The 20,438-nt window shown below is 74.8% G+C and carries 18 protein-coding genes; 8 read left to right on the top strand and 10 right to left on the bottom strand.

All coding sequences use genetic code 11. The features are described 5' to 3' along the window. Positions 1 to 120: 120 nt before the first annotated feature. The 5 genes from AB0O82_RS36870 to AB0O82_RS36850 form a co-directional block, all read right to left on the bottom strand. Positions 121 to 1,179: a Clp protease N-terminal domain-containing protein gene (locus AB0O82_RS36870; protein WP_363589131.1), complete on the bottom strand. Its 1,059-nt coding sequence runs from the start codon at positions 1,177 to 1,179 to the stop codon at positions 121 to 123. Positions 1,180 to 1,294: 115 nt separating this feature from the next. Then, a complete protein-coding gene (locus tag AB0O82_RS36865; RefSeq protein ID WP_363589129.1) occupies positions 1,295 to 2,866 on the bottom strand; it encodes an APC family permease in 1,572 nt (523 codons plus the stop codon). A 359-nt stretch (positions 2,867 to 3,225) separates the two neighbouring features. Then, positions 3,226 to 3,642, bottom strand: a complete 417-nt coding sequence (locus AB0O82_RS36860; protein ID WP_363589127.1) for a hypothetical protein — start codon at positions 3,640 to 3,642, stop codon at positions 3,226 to 3,228. 3 nt (positions 3,643 to 3,645) lie between these two features. Further along, positions 3,646 to 4,200 carry a universal stress protein gene (locus tag AB0O82_RS36855; RefSeq protein WP_363589125.1) on the bottom strand — a complete coding sequence of 185 codons (555 nt, stop codon included), beginning with the start codon at positions 4,198 to 4,200 and terminating at the stop codon, positions 3,646 to 3,648. A gap of 287 nt (positions 4,201 to 4,487) precedes the next feature. Then, positions 4,488 to 6,887, bottom strand: a complete 2,400-nt coding sequence (locus AB0O82_RS36850) for a DUF4118 domain-containing protein (protein ID WP_363589123.1) — start codon at positions 6,885 to 6,887, stop codon at positions 4,488 to 4,490. 136 nt (positions 6,888 to 7,023) lie between these two features. Here AB0O82_RS36850 and AB0O82_RS36845 point away from each other — a divergent pair, with 136 nt between their 5' ends. The 4 genes from AB0O82_RS36845 (at position 7,024) to AB0O82_RS36830 (ending at position 10,232) form a co-directional block, all read left to right on the top strand. After that, the gene (locus AB0O82_RS36845; protein WP_363589121.1) at positions 7,024 to 7,371 is read left to right on the top strand and encodes a GntR family transcriptional regulator; all 348 of its coding nucleotides are present in this window, start codon (positions 7,024 to 7,026) and stop codon (positions 7,369 to 7,371) included. Beyond that, positions 7,368 to 8,381, top strand: a complete 1,014-nt coding sequence (locus AB0O82_RS36840) for a DUF1648 domain-containing protein (RefSeq protein WP_363589119.1) — start codon at positions 7,368 to 7,370, stop codon at positions 8,379 to 8,381. The genes AB0O82_RS36845 and AB0O82_RS36840 overlap by 4 nt, the downstream gene beginning before the upstream one ends. 120 nt (positions 8,382 to 8,501) lie before the next feature. Then, on the top strand, positions 8,502 to 9,263 hold the full coding sequence (locus AB0O82_RS36835) for a hypothetical protein (protein ID WP_363589117.1): 762 nt from the start codon (positions 8,502 to 8,504) through the stop codon (positions 9,261 to 9,263). Positions 9,264 to 9,392: 129 nt separating this feature from the next. Further along, positions 9,393 to 10,232 carry an SAM-dependent methyltransferase gene (locus tag AB0O82_RS36830; RefSeq protein ID WP_363589115.1) on the top strand — a complete coding sequence of 280 codons (840 nt, stop codon included), beginning with the start codon at positions 9,393 to 9,395 and terminating at the stop codon, positions 10,230 to 10,232. An 11-nt stretch (positions 10,233 to 10,243) separates the two neighbouring features. Here the strand turns inward: AB0O82_RS36830 and AB0O82_RS36825 are convergent, their stop codons facing one another. Both AB0O82_RS36825 and AB0O82_RS36820 read right to left on the bottom strand, forming a co-directional pair. Then, positions 10,244 to 10,984: a response regulator transcription factor gene (locus AB0O82_RS36825; protein WP_363589113.1), complete on the bottom strand. Its 741-nt coding sequence runs from the start codon at positions 10,982 to 10,984 to the stop codon at positions 10,244 to 10,246. Further along, positions 10,981 to 12,201, bottom strand: coding sequence for a histidine kinase (locus AB0O82_RS36820; RefSeq protein WP_363589111.1), 1,221 nt, complete (start codon positions 12,199 to 12,201; stop codon positions 10,981 to 10,983). The genes AB0O82_RS36825 and AB0O82_RS36820 overlap by 4 nt, the downstream gene beginning before the upstream one ends. 132 nt (positions 12,202 to 12,333) lie before the next feature. Here AB0O82_RS36820 and AB0O82_RS36815 point away from each other — a divergent pair, with 132 nt between their 5' ends. Then, positions 12,334 to 13,245, top strand: coding sequence for an ATP-binding cassette domain-containing protein (locus AB0O82_RS36815; RefSeq protein ID WP_363589109.1), 912 nt, complete (start codon positions 12,334 to 12,336; stop codon positions 13,243 to 13,245). Beyond that, complete coding sequence (locus tag AB0O82_RS36810; protein WP_363589107.1) at positions 13,242 to 14,093, top strand: ABC transporter permease; 852 nt, start codon at positions 13,242 to 13,244, stop codon at positions 14,091 to 14,093. The genes AB0O82_RS36815 and AB0O82_RS36810 overlap by 4 nt, the downstream gene beginning before the upstream one ends. Positions 14,094 to 14,126: 33 nt before the next feature. On the opposite strand, the gene AB0O82_RS36805 is transcribed toward AB0O82_RS36810, so the two are convergent. Then, a complete protein-coding gene (locus AB0O82_RS36805) occupies positions 14,127 to 15,596 on the bottom strand; it encodes an MFS transporter (protein ID WP_363589105.1) in 1,470 nt (489 codons plus the stop codon). 229 nt (positions 15,597 to 15,825) lie between these two features. On the opposite strand from AB0O82_RS36805, the gene AB0O82_RS36800 reads away from it, so the two are divergent. Continuing rightward, positions 15,826 to 17,892: an MDR family MFS transporter gene (locus AB0O82_RS36800; RefSeq protein ID WP_363589103.1), complete on the top strand. Its 2,067-nt coding sequence runs from the start codon at positions 15,826 to 15,828 to the stop codon at positions 17,890 to 17,892. Between the two features lie 15 nt (positions 17,893 to 17,907). On the opposite strand, the gene AB0O82_RS36795 is transcribed toward AB0O82_RS36800, so the two are convergent. Both AB0O82_RS36795 and AB0O82_RS36790 read right to left on the bottom strand, forming a co-directional pair. Next, entirely contained in the window at positions 17,908 to 18,429 is a 522-nt protein-coding gene (locus tag AB0O82_RS36795) for a GNAT family N-acetyltransferase (protein ID WP_363589101.1), read from the bottom strand. A 50-nt stretch (positions 18,430 to 18,479) separates the two neighbouring features. Beyond that, on the bottom strand, positions 18,480 to 19,517 hold the full coding sequence (locus tag AB0O82_RS36790) for an aldo/keto reductase (RefSeq protein ID WP_363589133.1): 1,038 nt from the start codon (positions 19,515 to 19,517) through the stop codon (positions 18,480 to 18,482). 135 nt (positions 19,518 to 19,652) lie between these two features. Here AB0O82_RS36790 and AB0O82_RS36785 point away from each other — a divergent pair, with 135 nt between their 5' ends. Beyond that, the gene (locus AB0O82_RS36785; RefSeq protein WP_363589099.1) at positions 19,653 to 20,324 is read left to right on the top strand and encodes a TetR/AcrR family transcriptional regulator; all 672 of its coding nucleotides are present in this window, start codon (positions 19,653 to 19,655) and stop codon (positions 20,322 to 20,324) included. Positions 20,325 to 20,438 lie beyond the last annotated feature (114 nt).

Genomic DNA, 20,438 nt, shown 5'->3' with positions numbered 1-20,438 from the left:
AAGTACGGCCCAGTACGAGGACGCTTCGCCGGCACGCCCAGCCGGGCGCCCAACGCCGCGCGCTGATCCGACGCGAATTATGAAACACGCCCTAGTCCCAACGCCGTTCAGTTACAGCAATCAGGGGTGATCGGGCCGGTCGCCGCGCAGGGCCTCGACCAGCCGCCGGGCCCGGGTCTCCTCCGAGAGCAGCGTCTCCACCAACGGCCCGGTTCCCTGCCTGTCCGCCGCGCCGGACAGGTAGGCCTCGACCGCCCGCGGGTCGGCCGCGAGCGGCACCCGCCCGGCGGTGAGCGCGGCGTGGGCCCGGGCGTAGTCCAGGCCGAGCCGGGCCAGCCGCACCCCGCCCGCGTGCCGCTCGGCCGGGTCGACGCCGCCCTCGCCGGCCAACTGCGGGTGCCGGCAGGCGACTTCGTGCACGGCGAGAACGGCCAGCAGCACGTGTTCGGTGCCGGGCGCACGGCGGCCGAGGCGCTGCGCCTGCCCGTCGGCCTCCAGCCGGACCCAGGCCATCGGCGCGGCCGCGATGTTCACCTTGGCGAAGCCGGGTACCAGCAGCCGCTTCCAGCGCGGCAGCCGGTACGGCGTGCGGCCGAGCAGCGCGTCCCGGGTGGGGCGCAGCAGCGGGTCGAGGTCGTCGCGGTCGTCGGGGGCGCCCGGGGCACCGGGACCGTCCGGCGCGTCGGGGCCGGCGGGCGCCGCCAGTCGCTCCAGCACCGCTCCCGGCGCGACGCCCGCCGCGCGCAGCAGTTCGGCGGCCCGGGCGTGCGGATCGGCGAGCAGGGCGCGCAACAGGTGTTCGGCGCTGAACTTCCGCTCGCCGTCCTGTCGGGCCCGCTCCATGGCACCGGTCAGGGCGCGGGCGGCGGCGCCGCTGAGCAGCACGCCGCGCTCCCCGGTCGGGCCGAGCGCGTCGCGGGCCGGCACGCTCGCACCGGCCCCGTCGTCCGAGTCCCAGCGTGTCGCGTCGGCCCCGCCCTGGCGGTCGCGCAGGACGGCGAGCAGAGCGGTCGCGGTCGCCCCGGCGGCCGTCAGGGCCTCGCCGGCCGGGCCCTTCGCCCCGGCGACGGCGGCCAGCAGGTGTTCCGTCCCGAGGCGGCCGTCGCCCCCGCCGCGCGCGCCCCGGGCCGCGCCCAGGACGCCGAGCGTGCGCCAGTCCGGTTCCAGCGTCGTCTCCATCCGGCCCCTCCCACCACGATGCTTTGCCCAAACTATATGCCTGCTTTGCTAGTCCTTTACACGTGACTGCGCGTCAAGGAAACGTCAGAACCAGCCGGTTCGGGGCACCGGCAACTCAGGGCGCGGAGGCCGGGTCGGCGGCGCTCACCGGGACGTCCGGGTGGCGGAACCAGGACCCCTGCACCACCCGCTGCACCAGCATCAGCACCGCGCCGAGCAGCAGCGCGCCCAGCCCGATCACCGTCACCCCGCCGACCCGGCCGACGCCCGGCAGGTCGATCGAGGTGGCGCCGTAGTCCGGATCGGCGTAGACGTCGAAGGCGCCGTAGGCGAAGAAGTACAGCAGCATCAGGCCGCCGACCAGCGGGAGCACGCCCTTGAAGACGAAGTCCCGGACGCTGCGGGTGAGGACCCGGCGGTAGTACCAGACGCAGGCGAAGCCGGTCAGGCCGTAGTAGAAGGCGATGCCCAGGCCGACCGAGGCGATCGAGTCGGCCAGCACGTTGCCGCTGATCGCGGTGAGCAGGACGTAGAAGGCGATCGACGCCAGGCCCATGGCGACCGTCGACCAGGTCGGGGTCCGGTGGCGCGGGTGCACCCGGGCGAAGCCGGTCGGGATGGCCCGGTGGGTGGCCATCGAGAAGGTGGTGCGGGCGGTGGGCAGGATCGTCGTCTGGGTGGAGGCGGCGGCCGAGGTCAGCACCATCAGGATCAGCAGCCGGCTGAGCACCGCGCCGATCCCGGTGGTGCCGAACACCGCGTCACCGAGGCCGGACAGCACGTCCCCCGAGTGCGCCGGGTTGCCGAGCCCGATGCCGTCCGCGCCGACCCCGGCGAAGGACTGCGCCGAGGTGGCGACCAGGACGTAGATGAGGAGCAGCAGCACGGTGGAGATGACGGCCGCGCGGCCGGGCGTGCGCGCGGAGTCGGCGGTCTCCTCGTTGACGGACACGGCGGTGTCCCAGCCCCAGTAGATGAAGACCGCGGCCAGCATGCCGGCGGTGAACGCCGAGGTCGAGGGCACGTTGAACGGGTTGAACCAGGACGCGTCGACGGGGATGGCGGTCGGGGGCGCGGCGGAGCCGTACGCCTTGACGAGCGCGGTGACCGAGAAGGCGACCAGCATCACCACCTCGACGGCCAGCAGCCGGCGTTGCAGGGTCGCGGACAGCTCGATGCCGACGTAACAGATCGCGGTCATCAGGACGATCCAGACCACCCCGGCGGTGGCCGTCCACACCCGGCTGTCCGCGAGCGAGTCCAGGCCGACCAGCCGGAAGCCGTACACCCCGGCGATCTGCGCCAGGTTGGCCATCACGATGACGTCGGCGACGACGATGCCCCAGCCGCCCATCCAGCCGGTGCGCGGGCCGAACGCCCGGGCGGCCCAGGTGAAGGTGGTGCCGCAGTCCGGGTCGGCGGCGTTGAACTCCTTGTAGGCGTAGGCGATCAGCAGCATCGGGATGAACGCCAGGACGGTGACGACGGGTGCCTGGAGGCCGACCCCGACCACGACGATGCCGAGGGTCGCGGCGAGGCTGTAGGCGGGGGCGGTGGAGGCGAGGCCGATGCACACCGAGGACAGCAGGCCCAGGGCGCCGCTCTTCAGGCCCTTCTCGCCCGCCCCGGAACCCGTCGGACGGTCACGGGGACCGCCGGTCGGGGGGCTGGTCGGGGACGCCGGCACTGGCCCCACCCCCTTGGGTGCGCAGCGGGGGCCGCGAGGACGGATCTGGTCGTCTCAGCGTAACGCCGCCCTCGGCGGGCGGCCCGGGGGCAGGACTTCCGGGCCGCTGGGCCGCTGGGCTGCCGGGCTGCTGGGCTGGACGGACGACGCGCGGCGCGGGCCGTGGTGCGGTCGCGGCGGTGCCCGCCTGGCTCGGCGGGCCCGCTGTCCGAACGGCGACCGCTCCGCCGCCACGGCGCCGCGCGCCTCCTACCTGTTTTCCACCGGTTGCCGAGGGCTCCGGAGTACCGGCCGGAGCCCTGGTCTCGGCGTGGTCCGCCCGCCGACCCGAAGGCCGGTGAGGGACCGTCTGTGGGGTTTCACCCGAGTTGGTCGAGGCGCAGCCGCGCCACCCGGACCGTCCGGCGCGGCAGGGTGGTGGGCAGGGCCACCAGCAGGGCGGTGGCGGTGAACATCGCGAAGTGCGAGCCCTCCGGCCAGGTCCCGGCCCAGCCCAGTTCACCGTGCCGGTGCTCGGCGAAAGCGTTGCAGCACAGCCAGGCCGCCAGTCCGATCAGCGGCGCCGCCCGGGGCCGGGAGAAGGCGCCGAGCATCGCGCACAGGCCGAGGTAGGCGACGTGGGCGAGCCCGCCGGAGTGCAGTTCGCCGAGCCCGCCGAGGCCCATCGCCAGGACGCCGCCGGCGAGCAGCGCCACCGTGCCCGAGGTCGGGGCGGAGAGCCGCTCCAGGACCGGGTGGTAGCGCCGCCCGCCCGGCCGGGCCGCGTACATCCGCACGCCCTACCCCTTCGCGGCGACGAGTTCGGGCGCCGGGCCGACCGGCAGGTGCCACCGGGCGCGCCGGGTCATGGCCTCCAGCTCGTGCAGCAGCTCGGGCACCGGGACGGTCAGCACCGGGCAGCCCGCCTCGCGCGCGCAGTGCGCCGTGACCGAGCGCCGCAGCCGACGGCGCAGCAGGCCGCCGCTCCGGCCGAGGACCAGCAGGTCGTCCGTCCGGTCGGCGGCCTGGACGAGGGCGGGCCCGGTCTCGCCCCTGATCACCAGCGGGCGCAGCGGCACGCCGGGGTCGGCGCCGCCGAACGCCGCGTCGAGGGCGTCCCGCAGCCGCTGTTCGGCCGCCTCCCGCACCGCCGCGAGCAGCGGCGGGCACGGCGACCGGCGATACCCGAACTCACCGCCGGGCGGCTCCCAGGCGAGTACCGGGACGAGTTCGGCGCCACGGCCGCGGGCTTCCGCCACGCCGCGGTGCAGGGCCGCGAGGCTGCCGAGCGATCCGCTGACCCCGACCACCACCCTGCCGGTGCCGCTGCCCTGGTGCCGCCCGTTGCCGTGCATGGTCCGTCCTCGCGTCGTCGTTCCGGTACCCGGCGTGTCGCCCGGTGTCTCACCTGGCGCGTCACCTGGTGTGTCGTCCTCCACCCAACCGCCGCGCCGGCCGGCCGCCGCCCGTCCTTGACGCCTTCCTGACGCGCCGGGCCGCCTTCCCAACGCGCTCCATACGCCTGCCTCCCGCCGGCACCTGGTTTCACCCGTTCGGCGGACGGGAGCCGGGAGGCAGGAGACAGGAACCGGGAGGCGACGCGGTACCCCGGATACCGGATCACGGGCGATCAGCCGTAACGTCAGGCCGGGGCGCGGGCGAGGTCGAGGGTGTAGGCGGTGCCGCCGGCGGGGGACGGCTCGACGGTGAGTTCGCCGTTCATCGCCTCGACGAAGCCCCGCGCCACGGTGAGGCCGGTGCCGTCGGCGGCCGGGCCCGGGGCCCTCACCCGGAGGTGGATCCGCCCGCCCACCGCGCCCGCGTCCACCAGGGCGGGCCCGGCGGCCCCCGCCAGGACGTCCGCGAGGGCGCGTTCCAGCAGGCCGGCGTCGGCGAGCACGGGCGGCAGGCCGTCCGGGAGGGCGAGGCGCACGTCGCGCTGCTCGCCGCTCTGCTCGGCGGGCAGGGCGGCCAGCGCGGCGGCGAGCACCGGGGCCAGCGCGGTCGGACGCAGCAGCACCGGTTGCTCGCCGGCCCGCAGCCGGTCGAGGTCCAGCAGGTCGGCGACCAGGCCTTCCATCCGCCGCACCTCGGCGGCGATCCGCCGCCCCGGCGGCCCCGGCAGGTCGGCGGCCTCGCGACGCAGCGCGGCGAGCGGGGCGCGCAGGTCCTGTCCGACGGCCTCCAGCAGCGCGGTGTGCAGGGCGTCGGTGTGGGCGAGGGTCTCGGCGGCGGCGGCCTGGGCGGCCAGCCGTTCGCGTTCCCGGGCCAGTCGCAGCTGCGTGACGTAGGGGCCGAGCAGTCGGGTGTCCTGCTCGGTGAGCGCCGGTCCGCGCAGGGCCAGGACGGCGTCCGGGCCGAGGTCGACGGCGAGCGAGGCCTCTTCGGGGCGCTGCGGGAGGGCGGTGCCGGACGCGGCGGCGGGGCGCCACAGCTGGCCGGTGCGGACCAGGACGACGGCGCCCTCCAGGCCGAACACCTGGCGCAGGTCGGCGACCAGGTCGGGCACTGCGCGGGCGCCGGATTCGACCGCCGCCCCGGCCAGCCGGGCCAGCACCGCCGCTTCGGCGCGGGCCCGGTCGGCCTGCTGGGAGCGGCGGGTGAGGCCGTCGATGAGGTGGGCGATGATCCCGGCGACGGCGAGGAAGAGCAGCAGCGCGGCGAGGTCGGCGCCCCGGGTGACGGCGAGGCTGTGCCAGGGCGCGGTGAAGAAGTAGTCGGCGGCGAGCGCCCCGGCGGCGGTGCTGGCGGCGGCGGGCGGCAGGCCGCCGAGCCGGGCGGTGGCGGCGACGGCCAGCAGCAGGCAGAGCAGGGCGCCGGGGAGGGCGAGCGAGTCGCGCAGCGGGGAGAGCGCCCAGGCCAGGGCGGCCGTTGCGGCCGGGCCGGCCAGCCAGGCCAGGCGCCGGCGGCGCGGCGGGACGGCGGCCGGGCGGCGGCGCCGGGGTGCGGGCGGGACGGCCAGCAGGCCGGGTTGGGGCGGGGGGACGACCCGGACGTCGATCGGGCCGGCCATCCGGATGACGCGGTTGATCACCGAGCCGGAGACCAGTTCGCGCAGGCGGCTGCGGCTGGTCGGGCCGAGCAGGATCTGGGTGGCGCTCTCGGCGTGGGCGAAGTCCACCAGGGCGCGGGCGGCGTCGTTGCCGTCGACCTCGATGTAGCCGCCGTGGAGTTCGTGCAGCAGTGCGCGCTGGCCGGCGAGGGCGGGCGGTTCGTGGACGGTGGCGCCGTCGTCGGGCCGGACGTGCACGCCGATCAGGTCGCCGTGCACCCGGGTGGCGGTGCGGGCGCCGCGGCGGATCAGGTGCTCTCCCTGCGGGGCCCCGTTGAGGGCGACGACGATGCGTTCCTTGGTCTCCCAGGGCGCCCGGATGCCGTGCCGGGCGCGGTAGTCGGCGAGTTCCTCCTCGACCCGGTCGGCCAGCCAGAGCAGGGCGAGTTCGCGCAGGGCGCCGAGGTTGCCGGCCCGGAAGTAGTGGTCCAGGGCGACGTCGATCCGGTCGGGCGGGTAGATCGCGCCCTGGGCCATCCGGGTGCGCAGGGCCTGCGGGCTGAGGTCGACGAGTTCGATCCGGTCGGCGGCGCGGACCACCTCGTCGGGGATCCGCTCGCGCTGGGCGACGCCGGTGATCTGCTCGACGACGTCGTTGAGGCTCTCCAGGTGCTGGATGTTGACGGTGGTGGCCACGTCGACGCCGGCGTCGAGGAGTTCCCGGACGTCCTGCCAGCGTTTGGGGTGGCGGCCGCCGGGGGCGTTGGTGTGGGCGAGTTCGTCGACGAGCGCGAGCTGCGGGCGGCGGGCGAGCAGGGCGTCGACGTCGAGTTCGGTGAGGGTGGTACCGCGGTGGCCGACGGTGCGGCGGGGCAGCACGGGCAGGTCCCCGAGCTGGTGCTCGGTGCCCCGGCGGCCGTAGGTCTCGACCAGTCCGACGACGACGTCGAGGGCTTCGTCGTCGCGCAGCCGCCGGCCCTCGGCGAGCATGGCGCACGTCTTGCCGACCCCCGGCGCAGCCCCCAGGAACACCCGCAGTCGTCCGCTCACCGCCGTGCCGCCACCTCCTCGGTGTCCATGCTCCGCCGGGACGCCGGGGTGCGCGAGGGGACGGGCGCTCCGGCGGGTGCCGGGGGGCACGAGGGGACCGCCGCAAGATCCGGATGGTGCTATCGTCATTAGCACCATGTTGCTGAAGCTGGACACCGGTGACGCCCGTCCCCTGCACGAGCAGGTGGCGGGCGCGATCAGGCGGGCCGTCGCCGAGGGCGAGTGCGCCCCCGGCGACAGGCTGCCACCGGCCCGAGAGCTCTCCCGGGCACTGGGCGTGAACACCAACACCGTCCTGCGCGGGCTGCGCACGCTGCGCGACGAGGGCGTGCTGGAGTTCCGCCGGGGCCGTGGCGTCACGGTCGCCGAAGGCGCCGACGCGCGCTCCGAACTCGCCGATCGGGTAAGGCAGTTGGTTGCCGATGCCGCCCGGGCCGGCTACAGCAGGAACGATCTCGTGGACATGATCAGGGGGATGTCGTGACGGACGGGAAGCTCATAGCGAAGGAGCGCCGGGAGCCCGGGGCGGGGCGCGGCGCGCTCTGGGGCGCGGTGGCCTGGTCGGCGGGCGTCCTGGCCCTGCTGATCGCGCTGCCGTGGGCCGCGCGCCACCGGCTGCCGGACCCGCTCGCCACCCACTGGAGCGGACAGGACCCGGACGGCTCCATGTCGTTGACGGCGTCCGCGCTGTTCCCGGCGGGGGTCTGGCTGGTGCTGGTGCTGGCCGCCGCGGCCGCCCGCCGGTTCCGGGCCGGGACGGCGGGCGGCGCCACCGGGGCGGCACTGGCGGCCGTCGGGGTGCTCCTGACGGGGGCACAGACCTCCATCGTGCACGCCAACCTGGACCGCACGCGCTGGCAGGAGGCCGCGCCGATGGGCTTCGAGGTGGTCGTCCTGGTCGTGGCGGCGGGCCTGGCCGGCCTGCTGACCTGGCTGGCCGTCCGCCCGCGCATCGACTCCCCGACCGGGGCGAGCCCGGCGGCCCGGATCCCGGCGCCGGCGACCGCGCCGGGCGAGCAGCTGGTCTGGCTCTCCCAGGCCGCCAACCCGTGGCTGCAACTGGGCGCCTCCGTCCTCGCCCTGGGCGCGCTGGTCGGCGTGCTGGCCCCGGCCAGCGGGCTGATGGGGTTCAGCTGGGCGACGGTCGTGCCGTTCGTCACCACCTCCCCCATCGTCCTGTGCTCGGCCTCGGTCAAGGCCCGGGTGACCGCGCAGGGCCTGTCCGTCGGCTTCGGCCCGTTCGGCTGGCCCAGCCGGCGCTGGTCCCCCGCCGACCTCGACTCGGCCCGCGCCGAGCTGCGCACCCCCGCCCAGGCCGGTGGCTGGGGCTACCGCGTCAACGGCCTCGGCACCACCGTGATGCTGCGCCGCGGCGTCTGCCTGGTGGTCCGCACCCGGCGCGGGCGCGAGTTCGCCGTGAGCGTCGACGACGCCGAGCGCGGCGCGGCCCTGCTCAACTCCCTCATCGCCAGGTCCGCCAGTCCCACCGGCTGACCCCCGTCACGCCGCTGGGGCCCGTCTTCAAACCGCCCGTTCCGGTGGTGTGGACAGGGGCCGCACCGTGGGTACACCAGCTGACAGCTGCTCATAAGTGCAGAGGGCAAGGAGGCGTCCGTGACCCACGAACGGCGGACGGCGGAAGACCCGGAGCGCGACGCGGTCGACGCCCGGGGAGGCACCAACCAGGACGAACGGACCATCACCTTCCTACGACTCGGCGTCGGACTGATCGGCATCCTGCTGCCGCTCGCACTACCCCTGGGGAACTGGCTGTTCGCCGAGCTCAGGGGCCAGAGCACGGCGGGATTCTGGCCGGCCTCGATGAGCGGCTCGTACTACACCAGCACCCGGAACCTCTTCGTGGGCGGCCTGTGCGCGCTCGGGGTGTTCCTGATCTGCTACCGCTTCGACCGCCGGGACGACCGCTGGAGCACCGCCGCCGGCGTGTTCGCGCTCGGGGTCGCCCTGTGCCCGACCGCGCCGCAGGGCGCCACCGCGTTCCAGAGCGCGGTCGGCCTGCTGCACTACGCCTTCGCCGGACTGCTGCTCTTCGTGCTGGCGATGTTCTGCGTCTACTCCTTCCGCAACCCGCGCTCCACCCAGCCGTCCTGGGTCAGCCGGGCCTACCTGGCGGCCGGGGTGCTGATCCTGGTGCTCCTGCTGCTCGCCGTCGTCGCCGGGGTGGCCGGCGTCGGCACGGACTGGGCCGTCCGCCCGCTGTACCTGTGCGAGTGGTTCTCGACCTGGGCCTTCGGTGCCGCCTGGACCGGCGCCGCGCTCGAACTCGCCGCCGCCGGTCGGTCGTACGGACACCATCCGCTCCTCCCGGGGCAGAGCGGCTCCCCGGCCACCGGCAGCCCGGCGGCCCAGCCCTAGGATGCGTCCTCAAGGGGACCTTAACCCCAAGAGATAGTCATCTTGTCGTCCCGAAACACCGTTACCATGCGCACCAAGGCCCGCCACCAGGGCGGCCGGTGACGGAACCCCAGCAACGGGAGGACGAGCATGTCGAACGAGGTCCGGGCAGGGCGCGGTCCGCAGGAGGAGTACCCGTCGGTGGATCTGCGGATGGACGTACCGCACTCGGCGCGGGTCTACGACTACCTCATCGGCGGCAAGACCAACTTCGAGGCGGACCGCGTCGCCGCGCACGCCTCGGTGCAGGCCTGGCCGTCGCTGCCGATCTCCATGCGCACCACCCGCGACTTCATGCAGCGCGCCGTCCGCCACCTCACCGAGGAGTACGGCGTCCGGCAGTTCCTGGACATCGGCACCGGCATCCCCACCTCGCCCAACGTCCACGAGATCGCCCAGTCGATCGCCCCGGACGCGCGGGTCGCCTACGTCGACAACGACCCGATCGTGCTCACCCACGCGCGGGCCCTGATGTCCAGCACGTCGCAGGGCCGCACCTGTTACGTGGACGCCGACTTCCGCGACCCGGAGTCGATCATCCAGAACCCCCGGCTGCGCGAGGTCCTCGACTTCTCCCAGCCGGTGGCGCTGTCGCTGATCGCCATCGTCCACTTCGTGCTCGACGAGGACGACCCGCAGGGCATCGTGCGCCGCTTCATGGACGCCCTGGCACCGGGCAGCTTCCTCGCCCTGACCGTGTTCACCGGGGACACCGACCCGGTGGGCGTGGGCGGCGTCGGCCGGGAGTACAACGCGCGCGGCATCCCGCTGCAGATCCGCGACCAGAAGGAGACCGCGGCCTTCTTCGACGGCTACGACCTCCTCGACCCCGGCGTCACCCTGGTCCACCACTGGCGCCCGGACGCCGGGGCCGCGCCGATCCGCGACCAGGACATCGCGATGTACGCGGGCGTGGCGATCAAGCGCTGAGCCTGCCGACGTCAGCCGGGGACGGCGACCAGGCCCGCCTCGTAGGCCAGGATGACGAGGTGGACCCGGTCGCGGGCGTCGAGCTTGGCGAGCAGCCGGGTCATGTAGGTCTTCACGGTCGCGATGCTGAGGACCAGTTCGGCGGCGATCTCGGTGTTGGACAGGCCCCGGCCGACCAGGGTGAGGATCTCCCGCTCCCGGCCGGTGATCGCGCCCAGCCGCCGGGCGGCCGGTGTCGGCGCGGGGGCCTGCACCGGCGCACCGGTCGGTGACGCGGCGGTCGGTGACGCGGCGGCCGGGCCCGAAGCCGCCGCCGGGCCCGGGGCCGGCCGCTGGTCCGCGAAGGAGGAGATCAGCCGGCGGGTGACGCTCGGTGCGATCAGGGCGTCCCCGGCGGCCACCACCCGGACGGCGGCGAGGATGTCGTCCAGCGCCATGTCCTTGACCAGGAAGCCGGACGCCCCGGCGCGCAGCGCCGCGTACACGTGGTCGTCGTCGTCGAAGGTGGTGAGCACGACGACCCTGGTCGGCCCACCGCCGCCGGTGATCAGGCGGGTGGCCTCGATGCCGTCCATACCGGGCATCCGCAGGTCCATCACGACGACGTCGGGCCGCAGTTCACCGGCCAGCCGGACGGCCTCGGCACCGGTGCCGGCCTCGCCGACCACCTCGACGTCGGCGGTCTCGGTGATGACCATCTCCAGCGCGGCCCGGACCAGCGGCTGGTCGTCGACCAGCAGGACGCGTGTCATGCGGTCACCTCCCCGGGGATCGGCAGTCGGACGGCGACCCGGAAGCCGCCCTCGGGGCGCGGCCCGGCCTCGAACTCGCCGTCCAGCAGGCCGACCCGTTCGCGCAGCCCGGCCAGGCCGAAGCCCCCGCCCCGACCGGTGCCGGTGCCCCGGTCCCGGTCGGTGCCGGTGCCCGTGCCGCGGCCCCGGTCGGTGATCTCCACGGCCACCTCACCCGCTGTGCGGCGGTCGACCAGGACCTCGCAGGAGCGGGTGTCCGCGTGCCGCACCACGTTGGTGACGGACTCCTGGATGACGCGGAACGCCGAGAGGTCGATCTCCGGTGGCAGCGGGCCCTGTTCGCCCCGCCGCCGGACCTCGACCCGGACGCCGGCGGCGGTGGTCGCGGCGGCCAGCCGGTCGAGGTTCGCCAGACCTTGAGGGGTGGTCGCCGACGTCTCGCCGTCGGCCTGGCGCAGCACGACGAGCATCCGGCGCAGCCCGGCCAGGGTGTCCCGGCCGGCGTTCTCGATCTCGCCGAGCGCCTGCTTGGCCCGTTCCGGGCGGGTGTCGATGACCCGGCGGGCGGCGCCGGCCTGGAGCGCGACGATGCCGATGGTGTGGGCGACGGTGTCGTGCATCTCGCGGGCGATCCGCAGCCGTTCGGCGGTGACGGCCTCGGTGGCCGCCCGGGTGCTCAACGCCCGGGCGTGCTCGCGGTTCTGCCGCATCGAGCGGCCGACCAGCCAGGCGACCAGGGCGAGCAGCGCGGCGCCGTCGGCGGAGCCGATGTGGGTGCCGGTGAAGATGCCGACGGTGTTGCCGTGCACCAGGCCGATGTGCAGCACGAGCAGGCTCATCACCAGCGCGAACGCGGTCCGCGAGCTGCGGCGCGGCCGGGTGGCGGTGATCAGGCAGAGCGCGACGTCCACGGCCAGCAGGGAGGCCGGCGGCACCTGGGTGTCGGCGGCCCAGCCGTCGGTCTCCGTGAAGGCGGCGACGAACAGCAGGGCGACCGCGAGCACCGGAAGGCGGCGCACCAGCGCGGCGCCGGCGAAGGCCACCACCGTGGTGGCCAGGGTGAAGGCCAGTCCGCCGTGGGCGGCGGCCCCGCCGTGGTACCGGGCGTTGCCGCCGAGCAGGACGGCGGGGTAGGCGGCGGCCACGCACCAGGCGAGCCCGACCCAGACCTCGGGCGGAATGCGCCGGAACAGGGGCGGAGAGGGCGTCGCAAGCATACGAAGATCGTATCGGCGGCCTGAATCGCCGTCATCGGACCGTGGTTGTACGACCGGGGGTGACAGCCGGGGCCCGCGGTGTCAGCGCCGGTCCGATGCGGCGGCCCGGCCCCGCCCGGCACCGTGGAGCCCATGATCGAAGTCACCGAGCTGACCAAGCGCTACGGCCGCACCACCGCCGTCGAACGCCTCACCTTCACCGTCCGGCCCGGCCATGTGACCGGCTTCCTGGGCCCGAACGGCGCGGGCAAGTCCACCACCCTGCGGCTGATCCTCGGCCTCAACGACCCGACCGGCGGCACCGCCACCGTCGACGGCCGCCCGTTCCGGGCGCGGACGCGCGGCCTGCGCGACGTCGGCGCCCTGCTCGACGCGGGCGACGTCCACGGCGGGCGCACCGGCGCGGCCCACCTGCGGGCGCTGGCCCGCGCCAACGCGATCCCGGCCGCGCGGGTCGAGGAGGTGCTGCACGAAGTCGGGCTCACCAAGGCCGCCGGGCGCCGGATCGGCGGCTACTCGCTGGGCATGAAGCAGCGGCTCGGCATCGCCGGCGCGCTGCTCGGCGACCCGCCGGTGCTGCTGTTCGACGAGCCGCTCAACGGCCTCGACCCGGAGGGCGTGCTGTGGGTGCGCGGCCTGTTCCGCCGCCTCGCCGAGGAGGGACGGACGGTCTTCGTCTCCAGCCACATGATGGCCGAGATGGAGCACACCGCCGACCGGCTGGTGGTGATCGGCCGGGGCCGGCTGATCGCGGACGAGAGCCTGGCGGAGTTCTCCGCCCGGGCCGACCGCACCGGCGTCACCGTCCGGGCGGCCGAACCCGACCGGCTGGCGGCCGTGTTGACCGCCGCGGGCGCCACCGTCCGCCCCGGCCCGGACGGCGCGCTCGCCGTGACCGGCCTGGACGCCACCCGGATCGGCGAACTCGCCCTGGAGCAGCGCCTGTTGCTGCACACCCTGACCACCCGTGCCGCCTCCCTGGAGGAGGCGTTCATGGAACTGACCGCCGACAGCGTCGACTACCAGGCCGGAGAGCCCCGATGAGCACCGCGACCACCGCCCCCCAGTCCCGCCCCCGGCCCCTCCCCCGGCCGCGCGCCCGCTTCGGCGACCTGCTCGCCGCCGAGTGGATCAAGTTCTGGTCCCTGCGTTCGACCGTCTGGGTGCTGGGCCTGAGCGCCCTGTTCGTCATCGCCGCCAACCTCAAGGCGGCCCGGTACACCTACGACCACTACACCGTCGGCGACGGCGATCCGGCGACCATGCTGCAGGTCGCGCTCGGCGACTCCTTCACCATGATCGCCGCCGACGTCGTGATGATCGTCGCGGGCAGCGTCGGCGCGCTCGTCCTGGTCGGCGAGTACGCGAGCGGGCTGATCCGCACCACGCTGGTGGCCGTCCCGGACCGCCGGGCCGTGATCGCCGCCAAGGCCTGCGTACTGACCGCGGTCATGCTCGGCTACGGCGCCGTCACCGCGGGCGTCTCCTTCGGCGCCTGCCAGGCGGTCCTCGCCGACACGCACATCGGCGTCTCCGTCACCGACCCCGCCGCGCTGCGCTTCGTCGCGGCCGCCGCCCTGTTCGCCCCGGTCTGCGCCCTCGCCGGATTCGCCCTCGGCGCGCTGATCCGGCACACCGCCGGAGCCGTGGTGGGCACCGTCCTGGTGCTGTTCTTCCTGCCGGCGTTCTTCAACGAGCGCTACCGCTGGTCGGCCGACCTCCTGCACGCCATGCCGCTCCAGGCCTGGCGCCGGCTGGCCCAGGTCGACCTGACCCACTCGCTGCCCTCGGCGCACCCGGCCACCGTCGCCGGATCCTGGGCCACGTTCGCGCTCTGGGCGCTCGCCTCGGTGGTGGTCGCCGTGGCCGTCGTCCAGCGCCGCGACCACTGACCCGCCGTCCGGCGGCGGCGCCGGGAGCGGTGCTCACCCGTCGCGGCGGCCCGCCGCCACATCCGCCAGCGCCACCAGCAGCGCCGCCAGGACCAGGCCCGCCGCGACCGTCACGCCCAGCTGGAAGGCCAGCGCCCAGTCCGGGTGCGGGCCCTGGGCGTGGGCGAAGAAGACCGAGCCGACGATGGCGATGCCGACCGCCGAGCCGACCCGCTGGGCGGTCTGCAGGACGCCGCCGGCACTGCCCGCCCGGGCGATCGGCACCCGCTGGAGGGTCAGGGTCTGGTTCGGGGCGATCACCAGCCCGCTGCCCACCCCGGCGACCAGCAGCGGCGCCACCGTCGCCCAGCCAATCGCCGACCCCGACCACAGCTGCACCGCCAGGGCCGAGGCCAGCAGGCCGACCAGCACCAGCACCAGGCCGAGCAGCACCAGCCGGCGGCCGAGCCGGTGCACCAGCCGTCCGCCGATCGCCGCGGACACGCCCGAGCCCACCGCGAACGGCGTGACCGCCAGGCCCGCCGTCAGCGCCGAGTAGTGCAGGCCCGCTTGGAGGTAGAGCGTGAAGATGAAGAAGATCGCGGTGAACCCGGCGAAGTACACCAGCGACAGCGCCACTCCCGCCGCGTACGGGCGCACCGCGAACAGCGCCATGCTCACCAGCGGCTCCCGGCCCCGCGCGTAGTACCGCTCCCAGCCCACGAAGGCCCCCAGCAGCACCGCCGCCAGCGGCAGCAGCAGCCAGCGCGTCGAGCCGTGCCACTGCTGCGCCTGGACGAACGGCAGCAGCAGCGCGACCGTCCCGGCACCGAGCAGCAGCACCCCGACCGGGTCGAAGTCCCGGTGCCCGGCCCGCGAGGCCGCCGGCGGGGGCGGCGGGAGCAGCCGGTAGGCGATGGGCAGGGCGGCCACGCCGATCGGCAGGTTGACCAGGAACACCCAGCGCCAGCCGTTCTGCGGGCCGAACAGGTGGATCAGCAGGCCGCCCAGCAGCGGGCCGACGGCGGTGGACAGACCGATGGTGGCGCCGAGCGCGCCGAAGGCCCGGCCGCGTTCGGCCCCCTGGAACAGGACCTGGATGAAGCCGGAGACCTGCGGCACCAGCACCCCGCCGGCCGCGCCCTGGAACAGCCGGGCCAGCACCAGCCACTCCTGGTTCTGCGCCGCCCCGGCCAGCGCGCTGGCCGCGGTGAACAGGGCGAGCCCGGTGAGGAAGACGGCCCGGCGGCTGCGGGCGTCGCCGAGCCTCCCGGACGGGACCAGCACCAGGCCGAAGGCGAGCGCGTAGCCGCTGAGCACCCACTGCAGGCCGCTGTCGGACATGTGCAGCCCGGCCCGCACGGTCGGCAGGGCGACGTTGACGATGCTGACGTCCAGCAGCGTCATGAACCCGGCGACCAGGCAGACCGTCAGCGCCCGCCAGCGCCGTACCTCGGCCCGCCGGCCCGCGGCGGAGGCGCCGGGCTGCTGTTCCGGGGTGCTGCACGGGGGTTGGGCCGTCATGGGAGCACCTTCCGGGCGTCCGGCGGTCGTCTGGCTTCGCGTCCGGCGGCCGGCCGTCGTCCGGCTTCCCGGTCCGGCTGCCCGCCCGCCGTGCGCGGCCCCCCTCCGAACGGCCATCGTGGACGGCGCGGCCCCGGAGCCGCCAGCCGGGCTGCGCCGCCCGCGCCGCCGCTCACCCGGACGGCCGAACCCGATCGCGGCCTCCCCCGGTGCCCCGGAGGCTGAGGACATGAACGCCGCCACCGAAACCCCGCCGACCGCCCCGCCGGTGCTGGACGCCCGGCAGCGCAACGTCGTCTTCGGCACCATCGTGCTCGGCATGCTGCTGGCCGCGCTCGACCAGACCATCGTCGGCACCGCGCTGCCCACCATCGTCGCGGACCTCGGCGGGGCCGCGCACATGTCGTGGGTGGTGACGGCCTACCTGCTGGCCGAGACGGTGGCCACCGTGCTGGCCGGCAAGTTCGGTGACCTGTACGGGCGCAAGCTGCTCTTCCAGATCTCGGCGGTCGTCTTCATCACCGGCTCGTTCTTCTGCGGCCTGGCGACCAACATGACGCTGCTGATCGCCTGGCGGGCGCTCCAGGGCATCGGCGCGGGCGGCCTGATGGTGACGGCCATGGCGCTGATCGCGGACGTCATCCCGCTGCGCGAGCGCGGCAAGTACCAGGGCGCGATCGGCGCGGTGTTCGGCGTGGCGACGGTGATCGGGCCGCTGCTGGGCGGGCTGTTCACCGACCACCTGTCCTGGCGCTGGGCGTTCTACGTCAACGTGCCGATCGCGATCCTGGTGGTGATCGCGGCCGCCCGGACCATCCCCTCGGTGCGCTCGGCGGTGCGCCCGGTGATCGACTACCTGGGGATCGCACTGGTCGCGATCGGCGCCAGCGCACTGATCCTGGCGACCAGTTGGGGCGGCAACGAGTACGCCTGGGGCTCCGGGGTGATCATCGCCCTGTTCGCCGGCGGCGCCGTCGCCCTCGGGCTGTTCTGCTGGGTGGAGAGCAGGGCCGTCGAACCGATGCTGCCGATGCGGCTGTTCCGGAACCCGGTGTTCGCGGTCTGCTCGGTGCTCAGCTTCATCGTCGGCTTCGCGATGCTCGGCGCGCTGACCTTCCTGCCGACCTTCCTGCAGTACGTCGACGGCGACTCGGCGACCGTCTCCGGCGTGCGGACGCTGCCGATGGTGATTGGGCTGCTGCTCGCCTCGATCGCCAGCGGCAACGCCGTCAGCAAGACCGGCAGGTACCGGGTGTTCCCGATCGTCGGCACCCTGGTGATGGCCGTCGGCCTCTACCTGCTCTCCCGGCTCGAACCCGGCACGGGCACCACGCTCGCCTCCCTCTACATGTTCGTGCTCGGCGTCGGCATCGGGCTGAGCATGCAGGTGCTCACCATCGCCGTGCAGAACACCGTCGACTACGCGGACCTCGGCACCGCCACCTCCGGGGTGACCTTCTTCCGCACCATCGGCAGCTCCTTCGGCACCGCCGTGTTCGGCACCATCTACGCCAACAGCCTCAAGACCGAACTCGCCCGGGGCGTGGCCTCCTCGGCCCGCCTCACCGGCGCGGACCCGGCGCTGCTCACCCGGGCCGCCGAGAGCCCGCAGGGCCTGCACCGGCTGCCCGCCGCGCAGGCGGCCCCGATCGTCCAGGCCTACTCCGACGCCCTGCACACCGTGTTCCTGTGGACGGTGCCGGTCGCCCTGGTCGGGTTCGTGGTCGCGCTCTTCCTCAAGCAGGTGCAGCTGCGGGACACCGCCAGGGCCGGCTCCACCGACATGGGCGAGGGCTTCGCCCAGCCGACCACCAGCGACTCCGACCCGCACCTGGAGTACGCCGTCGGCAAGCTCGTGCGCGGCGTGGACCTCGACACCGTCCGCTCGATCGTCGACGACGCCGACACCCGGGTCGACCTGGCCGGGGCCTGGGCGCTGATGGAGGTCGCCGGCCACACCAAGGCCGTCGGCCAGGCCTCCCTGGACCTCATCGCCGCCCGCAAGCGGGTGCCGCCCGAGGTCCTGGAGCCGGTCTTCGACCGGATGGCCGCCGAGGGCTACCTCACCCGCGACGGCGACCGGCTCTCCCCCACCGAGACCGGCTCCCAGGAGGTTCGCGTCCTCGCCCAGGCCTGGTCGGACTGGCTCAACGCCCGGCTGGACGCCGACGCCGGCCGCCCGCGCAGCCCCCAGCTGCGCACCGCGGCGACCGCCATCGCCTGGCGCCTGATGGTCGAGGACCTCGCCAACGGCCTTCCGGCCCACGCCCGTTCGAAGGACGCGGCGCGAACCTAGGCCCGCCGCCAGGACCTAGGGCTTCCTCGCCAGGATCAGTTCGCGCCGCACGCCGTCGGCCATCAGGTCGCCGGGCTCGTCGGTCTCGGCGAACCCGTTGCGGTGGTAGAGGGCGATGGCCGCGTCATTGTCGGGGTTCACCGCCAGCTTGAGGGTGGTGAACCCCTGCTCGGCGGCCCAGCGGGCGATCGCGCCGATCAGCCGGTCCCCCACGCCCCGGCCGCGCGCCGCCGGGCCGACCCACAGGGAGATCAGCTCGGCGACCGCCCCGCCCTCGTCGGCCGGGACTCCGCTGGCCATCGCGACCGGGCGGCCGTCCAGCACCGCGACCAGGTCGAGGGCGTCGGGGATCTCCAGGCGGGAGCGCCAGCGGGCCTCGTGGTCGCCGGCGCCCTGCCAGTCCGCCAGGGTGGAGCCGAAGGCGTACGGCGCCTCGGTCAGCGCGGCCAGGCGCAGCTCGCGCCAGAGCGCCCAGTCGTCGGAGCCGAGCCGGCGCAGTTCGGGTTCGTGCAGTTCGGGTTCGTGCAGTTCGGACATGGTGCGGACCTTGCCGCAGGCCGGGCGGCACGGCAAGCGGATTACCCGGTTCAGCCCACGAGCGGCGGGTTGAGGCGGGCGAAGGCCTCCTGCCGGCGGTAGGGGAAGTACGGGTACGGCGCGGTGCGGGCGCTGGCCGCGTCGAGCCGGGCGACCTGCTCGTCGGTCAGCGACCAGCCGACCGCGCCGAGGTTCTGCCGCAGCTGCTCCTCGTTGCGGGCGCCGATGATGACCGAGGAGACGGTCGGGCGGCGCAGCAGCCAGTTGATGGCGATCTGCGGGACGGTGCGACCGGTCTCGGCGGCGATCCCGTCGAGCGCGTCGACCACCCGATACAGCAGTTCGTCCTCGACCGGCGGGCCGTAGTCGGCAGTGTCGTGCAGCCGGCTGTCGGCCGGGAGCGGCCGGCCGCGCCGGATCCGGCCGGTGAGGCGGCCCCAGCCGAGCGGGCTCCACACCAGGGCGCCGACGCCCTCCTCCTGGGCGAGCGGCATCAGCTCCCACTCGTAGTCGCGGCCGACCAGCGAGTAGTAAACCTGGTGGGCGGCGTAGCGGGGGCGGCCGTAGCGCTCGGCGACGGCGAGGGACTTCATCAGCTGCCAGCCGGAGAAGTTGGAGACGCCGGTGTAGCGGAGCTTGCCGGCCCGGACGAGGTCGTCGAGGGTGGCCAGTACCTCCTCGATCGGGGTGCCGGCGTCGTAGGCGTGCAGTTGGAAGAGGTCGAGGTAGTCGGTGCCGAGGCGGCGCAGCGCGTCGTCCACGGCCTTGGTGAGGCGGGCCCGGGAGGTGCCGGCGTCCTGCGGGCCGTCGCCGGTCGGCAGGCCGGCCTTGGTGGAGACGAGCACCTGGTCGCGGCGGCCGCGGATGGCCTGGCCGAGGACCTCTTCGGAGGCGCCGTCGGAGTAGACGTCGGCGGTGTCGAAGAGGGTGACTCCGGCGTCGATGGCGATGTCGAGCAGGCGGCGGGCCTCCTGGACGTCGGTGGTGCCCCAGGCGCCGAACAGCGGTCCACGGCCGCCGAAGGTGCCGGTGCCGAGGCTGAGCGCGGGGACCTTGAGGCCGGACGAGCCGAGTCGGCGGTATTCCATGGCGGTTGCCGTGCTGGTTGCCGTGCTGCTTTCCATGGCAGTTCTCCCCTCGGAGCCCTTAACGGGACTCCCATTCCGTTAGGATGGTTCGACCTTAGCAGGGCCCATCGACCTAATGGAACAGGAATCCCGTTAATGACTGCCGAGCCCTCCGCACCGGACGCACCGGACGCACCGGACACTCCGGACGCGCCGGAGACCCCCACGCCCGGGACGCGGCGCCCCGGCGGCCGCACCGCCCGGGTCCGCACCGCCGTCCTGCGGGCCGCCGAGGACGCCCTGGTCGAGCGCGGCTTCAGCGGGCTCGACCTCGGCGACGTCGCCCAGCGGGCCGAGGTCGGCCGGACCACCGTCTACCGGCGCTGGGGCACCACCAGCGCGCTGGTCGCCGACCTGCTCGCGGACATGGCCGAGCAGTCACTGCCGCGCACCCGCAGCGGCTCCCTCGCCGAGGACCTGCGGGCCAACGCCCGGCTGGTCCAGCGCACGCTGGCCGACCCCCGGCAGGGAGCGCTGTTCCGTGCGGTGATCGTCGCCGCCACCTGCGACCCTGACGCCGCCGAGGCGCTGCGGCACTTCTACCTGCGCCGGGTCGAGGAGTGGGCGCCGTGCGTCGCCGAGGCCGTCGAACGCGGCGAACTCCCGCCGGACACCGACGCGTTCGAGGTGGTCCGGGCCGTCTCCGCGCCGCTCTACTACCGGATGCTCACCACCGCCGAGCCGCTCGACGAGGCCGCCGCCGACCGCGCCGCGGCCGCCGCCGAGGCGGCCGCCCGGGCGGGGGCGCACCGGCGGGAGAGCGTCTGACGGCGCCCGAGAACGTCCGGGCACCCCGGACGAGGACGTCACCGTCCTCACCTCCGACCGGATCGCCGACCACGTGTGGCGCGACCCCAACGTGGTGCTGGTGATCGGCGGTCA

Source organism: Kitasatospora sp. NPDC088264 (assembly GCF_040685715.1).
Lineage (GTDB): Bacteria > Actinomycetota > Actinomycetes > Streptomycetales > Streptomycetaceae > Kitasatospora.
This window is presented reverse-complemented; position numbering and strand designations above follow the sequence as displayed.